Consider the following 6688-nt stretch of genomic DNA (forward strand, 5'->3'; position numbering starts at 1 on the left):
TGGCTGCTGGTTTCGTGGAGGCGGAGGTTGTGTCCCTGAGCCCTGCCAATGTCGGCTTTGCTCATCTTGGCTACGGCGAACGTGAACTTCATCGGGGGCTCCGAGGGTGGTAGCTTTGGAGTTCAAAGTGTACTCCTTACACTTTGCTGCGCAAAGTAGGAGCCCGGCGGGGCGAAAAAGACCTGCCGCGCTACGCTTGCCGCCTCCCGATCTGGAGGAGGCAGACTGCGCTAGCCTCCCCTGTTCGGGAGGTTTTAGCGAAAAGCGTCATTACAGGTCGAGCATGTCGTGATGCCACCATGCAGGCATCGAACTGCAGAGGTAAAGAGGTGCTTGTATGAGGGACTGGGTGTTGGCAGTGCTGCTCCTGATCGGAGGGAACAGCATGGAGCATAACTTGGGGGTGGCTGCGGTCATCGTTGCTGTGGCGCTCATGCTTAAGGAATCCAATCGAATCGACCCATGATCCACATGAAAGTGGGGCCACTGGCCCCACAGAGTTTCGCATGCGAAATTTTGAGTCTAAGAGACCATTAGGAATCCAAGCGACTGAGGTTTTTCAGAATGTAGGAATGAAACTCGGTGTGAGTAACTCGTTCCTTGTTGAGCATTGTTTTCAGCTCTTTGCCCATCGTGCGCAACGTGGTTCTGTTTTTCTCTGTTTGAGCCTTACTCACCTTTTTCAGGTGATAGTTCAACTCGTAGTCTTCGCTGAAGTTAACGTACTCGTGATCGCTGATACCCATGAAATCCTTCCCTTGGTCATCGAGCCTTAAGGATTAAGGTTCGTTCAGATAAGCTCTGGGCGACAGCACTGATTTTCAAGTGGCTCTTTTTTGATTTTGTGAGTGGGGCCACTGGCCCCACCTTTTGTCAATTGTTCAGGTACCAACGAAAACTACGAGAAACCCCCTGCTCTTGGCGGTTATCGGATGAAACCGGATCCGCTACTCTGGCTTGTAAAAATCCCGCCCAAACCGTTACTAATTTTCAGCACCAAAAGACGCAGTGTTGGGCTGCAACACTGCGCCTTTTTGGCTGTTTGGGGGATCTTCTGGTTGGGCGGCAAGTTTTCGCATGCGAAAACTTCAATTGAACATAAAAGGCGTTATGCGCACCTCTGATCTGCGTTAAAGATCCAAGTTTTGATCTTGGTTTTTTACGCCCTAACCCCCCTGCACCCCCATGGAGCACATGGAGCACACCGAGCACACCGAGCACATCGGAGCACAGGGAGCACCGCAAAAAAATTAAAAATCAATTTAAAACATATACTTGCGTGAGTTTCGTGTTTCATATTTTACATCTCGTTTGTTTTTATTCTTTTTTTGATGTCTTCTGGAGTCGTTGGCATCTGCCATTTAGTAATGTCGAAAAATGAAACTCAACGCATAACTCATTGTTTTTAAAGGTATTTTTGATTTAATCTGAGTGTGTAGGGAATCGGAGGTGATGATGTCAGAGAAAGCTAAGAAGGTTGGCCGGAAAAGCCAAGCGGAAAGACGAAAGGCTTTAGTTGAGGAGTTGTGGGGGGATGAGTTAGAGGAGATCCCAATTTGGACTCGTCATCAGAATGACGGCTATGCAACTATCCCGAGGACATTGCCGCATGTCTCTAGGATATTGGACGAGTTGTCAGGTAGTGGTTCGCCACTATCTCAGGTCTATACGGCCTTGTGGTGCAGGGTTTCCGATGAAGGTTTTATAGAGATCAGGGACAAGGATTCGCTTGCTTATGAGTCCGGTTTTTCTGGGCAAAGGGCTGTTACCACTTGGTCTGGAAGGATGAAGAAGTTGCAAGAGTTGGGATTCATCTCATGCAAGAGCGGAGCATCTGGTGAATATCAATATGTGTTGATCGTTCACCCTCTGGTGGTAATCAAGAAAATTTACAGTGAAGGGAAGAGGGGTAAGGATCAGAGATACCACGCCTTAGCTGCCCGAGTTATTGAGGTTGGTGCCTCATGGGAGTGAGAGTATGGCAGGTATAGTGTGGGGGGATGTTGAGAGCTTTGGTGTTCATTATGACATGAGCCACTTAAGGCCATCTGTGCATCAGGTGGTTACTAAGTCAGGGATGCTTTCGATAGAAATTACGTTTGGTTTTCATGTCTTTACTGATGAAAAGGGTAACGGGAAACCAATAAGGCATAAGATGGAGCGGCGTTACTTCTGCCAAAACAGATATGAAGGAAGCAAAACTTTAACAGAACGCATACTAGGGGCTGTTTATGGTGATTATGTAACCGCATTCATTGCTGGTACTAGTGGGCAAAGGTATTACCATCTGAATTTGCACGATGATTTCATTTTGATGGAAATCAGGAAACCTTCAGGCTCAGATGGATTTTTGCGGTTGCACGTAGTGAGTGCGTATACGTTGGATCAGTGGGGGGAAGTACCAAGGGGGAAAAATCTGCCATTCGAGTTTGTACTTTCTCAGCGAGCGGCGGGTATCAACAGGCTATAAAAACAAAAGGCGCCCATAGGCACCTTTTGTTTTTTTCTGTTCAATTGTCGGTCTGGTCTTTGGGTATCCCGCTCTCAGGCTAGGGGAGAACCTATATTAGTTTCTCCGACATCAACACCCTTCTTTTGGAAGTTCCGGTATGTGTTGACACCTTTATTGTCGGTTAGGGTGTGTGTGTGTGTCAACTATAGTTATCACTCGCGGCTGTGAGTGGGGGTTGTTTGGCGCCATGCTTTGCGCTTTAAACTCTTTTTTTCTCCAGCCACTGCATGATTTCTTCATCGCTCCATTTGTAGGCTCGGCCGATTTTAAAGGGGCGGGGGAAGTCCTTGGGGGTTTCGTCACGAGCGCCCATTGCCCATTTATGCATGGAGCGTGGACTCTTGGTGGTTACTGTCTCAGACTGGATTTGTGCGAGTACGGCGGCTACTGAATTTGCATCTTCCGAGGCTTCAGAGATGTCACACCAACGGAATAAGGTGGATTTGCTAATCCCCAGCAAAGTAGCGACTTCGTTACCATCAATAAGCTTCATATAGATCTCATCATGTTGTGTTTTAGATGGATGCAGCTCTCTTAAATGATTTGTCATTACAGTACCATTTAGGGCTTTATAGGTTTGCTTAGTAGCTCATTGCAGCTCATAGCACACCATAGTTGGTCAAGTTACCCCGTGTTTTTTTCGAAGTAAAGCGGTTTTTTTTCGCGTATTTTTTATCCTCTGGTATGCTGCTGATTAAACATCATTTGAGTTTTTGAGTTTTTATTGAAGGAGGAGGGAGGATGGTTGTTATATCAGTGCTTAACCAAAAGGGTGGGAGCGGAAAAACCACGATAGCTACTCACCTAGTCCGTGCTTTCCAATTGGCTGGGCATGATGTGCTCTTGATAGATAGTGACCCGCAGGGCAGTGCTCGTGACTGGGCTGCAGTGCGGGATGATCAGCCTGTACCGGTTGTTGGTATTGATAGACCAACAATCGAGCGCGATATAAAGACTGTGTCTCACAAAGACTTGATTGTGATCGATGGTGCTCCACAGGCGGCCGACTTGGCGATATCTGCGATCAAAGCTAGTGATCTAGTGCTGATCCCGGTACAGCCGTCGCCGTATGACATTTGGGCTACATCCGATTTGGTCGAATTAGTAAAGCAACGGATAGAGATGACAGATGGCCGTCTCAAGGCTGCGTTCGTTGTTAGTCGGGCCATTAAGAACACCAAGATTGGAGCGGAAATCAGAGGCGCTCTAGAGGGGTACGGTCTACCTGTTCTTGAGTCTGGAATTACCCAGAGCGTTATCTATCCGAGCTCTGCTGCTGCCGGAACAACAGTTCTTGATGTTGAACCAAGCGGCCGTGCGGCCCAAGAAATACAAGCCTTGGCTAGTGAAGTGTTAGGTTTACTCAAATGAGTTAATGAGGGTATGAGTTAATGAGTATGCTAAAGGCTGGTCGTCCCAGCTCTGAAAAGCGGGCTGTGACGATGGGTGATATATCTGGAGAAAGTAAGATTAAGAGGGTCAATTTCGACTTGCCTGAGGCGCTGCATACGCGGTTGAAAACCTACGCCGCATCACAAGGTAAGTCGATAAAAGAGGTTTTGACTGAGTTTGTTGAGGGGTTAGGGTAAGTTTCGAGATCAGTTAACAACCATCTGAAAAATCAGGTGTTGTTTTTGCGTATGATCAAATCGCACCTCTTGCGCTGATCTCGATCTAGCGCGTATGCTTTCGACCAGAAACGAAAAAACCGCCTTGGCGGGCGGTTTTTCGATGGTACTCAGAGTTGGCGCTCTTTGTACCAGGTAACGGCTTCGAGCAGGAAGCAGATACCCTAATACAGATTCCAGTTTAGCGCCCTCCGCGCCTATCAATCAAGTTTTCCTGCTCAAATGCCCGTTACCAAAGGCCACCACCTTTGGCGTTTTGTCGTATCCGCACGGATTGGAAGCATGAGTTTGTTGCCGTGTGTGGGTGTGGTTGGTCGGGCAGAACGGGGAAACCTCACATACTGCCCAGCGTGCGACGCGCACCATAGCCTCCCATGGCTCGCAACCATGGGGTACCAGCACCGAGCGTAACGGGGAACCAACCACGGCCAGCTCGATAAAAACGGCGCGGCAGTCCGGCCCACAGGTGGGGACTTAAGCAGGTACAGCGTGGCGAGGTGTGTCTCAGGAGCGCGTGAGGGGGAGCTGCCGCAAGCAGCCTCGATAGTCCTGAGCAAGGCGAGCTATCCAGCGTAACTACGTCATTTTTAACGTAGCCAAGCAGGAGGGCGAGCCTATCTTGAAGCGCAGCGAAAGATAGGGGAGCCGGTGTCTTACGCCCTGTCTTTCAAACAAAAAAAAGAGCGATGATCTTGGCGAGGTGGGTAACTGCGCCAGTCCGTCCACATGCCATTGGTTCGGCTTGTGGGCGGCAGCAGTTCTCCACGGAAGCGGGTTAGGTTTGGCTTTGGCCGGAGGTTCGTATGAGGTTCGACAAGCACGGGATTGAGGTCGATGGGGATTGCATCTGGCTACTGGACGCAGGCGGTCAGCGCCTGTGCGATCTGACGGAGATGCAGTTGCTCGATTTTGGGGGGCGGATCAGCGTTGAAGGGGGGCTGCTTAACTTCGATTTGGACGCCGCAGAGTGGCGCGAACGCCTGATTGCCTTGGGCCTTGAACCGCATTGAAAATCATTTTTAAAATTCGATTATTCAAATTGCCGAATTGATTGCTTTCGGCTCCCGAAGGGGTAACATCGAATTGTCTATTTGATGCTTCATATTGGAGATTTGATAATGCAGGAGAAAGAGGCCAAGACGGTGTTCGACATGGGGGGATTCTCCAAGGCGATGATCGTGCCCACTCCCATGGGCTCTGGGTTCCACCTCCACTTGGTGCGCTTTGGCAAGGCGGGCACCGAAGTAGTGGAACGGCAGCGCGGAGGCTGGCGGGTGTTCTCCTCCATCGATGCGGCAGCCAACACGGCCCACGGCATTGGTTTTCGCCGCATCGAGATAGACCTGAGCAGCCGCTAGGTCCGATATATCAGACTTTTGCCCAGCGCAGCAGGAGGGCTAGCGCCCCCATGCATATCGCCCCTTCCCACCATGCTGGGGCGGCCCAGCTGAACACGTCATGCAGGCCAAGCAGCATCATGAACCAGCCACTTGAGGAGCTGCTTGCCCCCTTCACTGCCAGCACTGCGGCCAGTAGCCCTACAACCTGCCATACCTTCATAGGCCCATCCCCTTACCGCGGCTCCGCTTTGGCTGGAGATCCAGCAGTTTCTCCTCCAGTTCGTTGTTCTGCTCCGAAAGCGTTCGGTTATAGCCCTTGAGCTTGTCGATCTCTGCCCCTTGTCGGCCTATCACGCTCTGGGCGCTATCGAGTGCCATGGTGAGCCGCTTAACTTCCCCCTGCGCCTTCTGAAGCTCGCTCTGTGCCTTCTGTGCCTCTGCGGTAGCCTGCTGGGCCTGCTCCACGTTGTCCGCGCTATAGCGGCCCTTCTGGCGGCTAAACAGGAGCTGCTTGAGCTGGGCATTCTCCTCCTGCAGCGCGGCGTTCTCCCGCTCCAGCTTCTGGGCTTTGGCGTGGCCGCTCATCTTGTCGATCAGGGTAGGGACTGGGGCGGTGCCGGCGCGCAGGTCTGGCCGGTGCGGGTTTCCCCCCAGACCTTTTGGGGTGTACACGCAGGGGATCTTTTCGTTGATCGTGGCGTGGCATCGGCGCCGGATCCCAGCCAGCTTCCGGCCGCCATCCAACCAAGCTTTTGCCTGCAGCTTGCCGTCTTTGATCGGGGTGGCAATGACATGGAAGTGCGGGGTGCTCTCGTCCATATGCAGCTGGATCGATACCACGTTCTCGGGGCCGAACTCCTGATCGGCCCATGCCTTTACCTGCTCCCCGAACGGCGCAAAGAACTGTGCCAGATCGCGCTCGATAGGCGGCCCTTCAGGGCACTCTGGTGTGGGGTCTTCTCGCCAGTCGGTTTGGTTGCCGACCTGGATGATGAACTCGATCGCCACTACGGCATCTTTGCGCTTGGCCAGTGCCGAGGCTGCATCGAGTTTACCCTGATCCCATTCGACCTTGGTGTGCATCGGGCTCTCTGTAAACCATGCCCGTCTGGGAAGTTGGCTGCTGGTTTCGTGGAGGCGGAGGTTGTGTCCCTGAGCCCTGCCAATGTCGGCTTTGCTCATCTTGGCTACGGCGAACGTGAACTTCA

The 6688-nt window shown here is 51.6% G+C and carries 9 protein-coding genes; 6 read left to right on the plus strand and 3 right to left on the minus strand.

Features of this window, described 5'->3' with window-relative positions; genetic code table 11:
- Window positions 1-533 precede the first annotated feature (533 nt).
- Entirely contained in the window at window positions 534-746 is a 213-nt protein-coding gene (locus ACW5W7_RS21195; protein WP_456502992.1) for a hypothetical protein, read from the minus strand.
- Window positions 747-1455: 709 nt separating this feature from the next.
- On the opposite strand from ACW5W7_RS21195, the gene ACW5W7_RS21200 reads away from it, so the two are divergent.
- Together ACW5W7_RS21200 and ACW5W7_RS21205 are read left to right on the plus strand one after the other, a co-directional pair.
- Window positions 1456-1974: a hypothetical protein gene (locus ACW5W7_RS21200; protein ID WP_456502993.1), complete on the plus strand. Its 519-nt coding sequence runs from the start codon at window positions 1456-1458 to the stop codon at window positions 1972-1974.
- A 4-nt stretch (window positions 1975-1978) separates the two neighbouring features.
- Window positions 1979-2470: a hypothetical protein gene (locus tag ACW5W7_RS21205; protein WP_456502994.1), complete on the plus strand. Its 492-nt coding sequence runs from the start codon at window positions 1979-1981 to the stop codon at window positions 2468-2470.
- Between the two features lie 241 nt (window positions 2471-2711).
- Here ACW5W7_RS21205 and ACW5W7_RS21210 read toward each other — a convergent pair whose 3' ends face one another.
- Complete coding sequence (locus ACW5W7_RS21210) at window positions 2712-3062, minus strand: helix-turn-helix transcriptional regulator (RefSeq protein WP_456502995.1); 351 nt, start codon at window positions 3060-3062, stop codon at window positions 2712-2714.
- A 191-nt stretch (window positions 3063-3253) separates the two neighbouring features.
- Between ACW5W7_RS21210 and parA the strand changes: the two genes are divergently transcribed.
- The 4 genes from parA to ACW5W7_RS21230 all read left to right on the plus strand — a co-directional run bounded on the left by parA (window position 3254) and on the right by ACW5W7_RS21230 (window position 5498).
- On the plus strand, window positions 3254-3883 hold the full coding sequence (gene parA / locus ACW5W7_RS21215; RefSeq protein ID WP_456502996.1) for a ParA family partition ATPase: 630 nt from the start codon (window positions 3254-3256) through the stop codon (window positions 3881-3883).
- Between the two features lie 71 nt (window positions 3884-3954).
- Window positions 3955-4101 carry a plasmid partition protein ParG gene (locus ACW5W7_RS21220; protein ID WP_456502998.1) on the plus strand — a complete coding sequence of 49 codons (147 nt, stop codon included), beginning with the start codon at window positions 3955-3957 and terminating at the stop codon, window positions 4099-4101.
- Between the two features lie 842 nt (window positions 4102-4943).
- Window positions 4944-5150, plus strand: coding sequence for a hypothetical protein (locus ACW5W7_RS21225; protein WP_059296384.1), 207 nt, complete (start codon window positions 4944-4946; stop codon window positions 5148-5150).
- A gap of 108 nt (window positions 5151-5258) precedes the next feature.
- On the plus strand, window positions 5259-5498 hold the full coding sequence (locus ACW5W7_RS21230; RefSeq protein WP_015056833.1) for a hypothetical protein: 240 nt from the start codon (window positions 5259-5261) through the stop codon (window positions 5496-5498).
- Window positions 5499-5696: 198 nt separating this feature from the next.
- Here the strand turns inward: ACW5W7_RS21230 and ACW5W7_RS21235 are convergent.
- Window positions 5697-6688, minus strand: a 992-nt coding sequence (locus ACW5W7_RS21235; protein ID WP_456502997.1) for a plasmid recombination protein, incomplete at its 5' end; no start/stop codon positions are given.

Source organism: Aeromonas intestinalis, from assembly GCF_054052485.1.

Bases quoted from the DNA above. Each gene is read 5' to 3' on its own strand.
- ACW5W7_RS21225 (WP_059296384.1), top strand. From the start codon at position 4,944: ATGAGGTTCGACAAGCACGGGATTGAGGTCGATGGGGATTGCATCTGG.
- ACW5W7_RS21195 (WP_456502992.1), bottom strand. From the start codon at position 746: ATGGGTATCAGCGATCACGAGTACGTTAACTTCAGCGAAGACTACGAG.
- ACW5W7_RS21220 (WP_456502998.1), top strand. From the start codon at position 3,955: ATGGGTGATATATCTGGAGAAAGTAAGATTAAGAGGGTCAATTTCGAC.
- parA (WP_456502996.1), top strand. From the start codon at position 3,254: ATGGTTGTTATATCAGTGCTTAACCAAAAGGGTGGGAGCGGAAAAACC.
- ACW5W7_RS21230 (WP_015056833.1), top strand. From the start codon at position 5,259: ATGCAGGAGAAAGAGGCCAAGACGGTGTTCGACATGGGGGGATTCTCC.
- ACW5W7_RS21200 (WP_456502993.1), top strand. From the start codon at position 1,456: ATGTCAGAGAAAGCTAAGAAGGTTGGCCGGAAAAGCCAAGCGGAAAGA.
- ACW5W7_RS21210 (WP_456502995.1), bottom strand. From the start codon at position 3,062: ATGACAAATCATTTAAGAGAGCTGCATCCATCTAAAACACAACATGAT.
- ACW5W7_RS21205 (WP_456502994.1), top strand. From the start codon at position 1,979: ATGGCAGGTATAGTGTGGGGGGATGTTGAGAGCTTTGGTGTTCATTAT.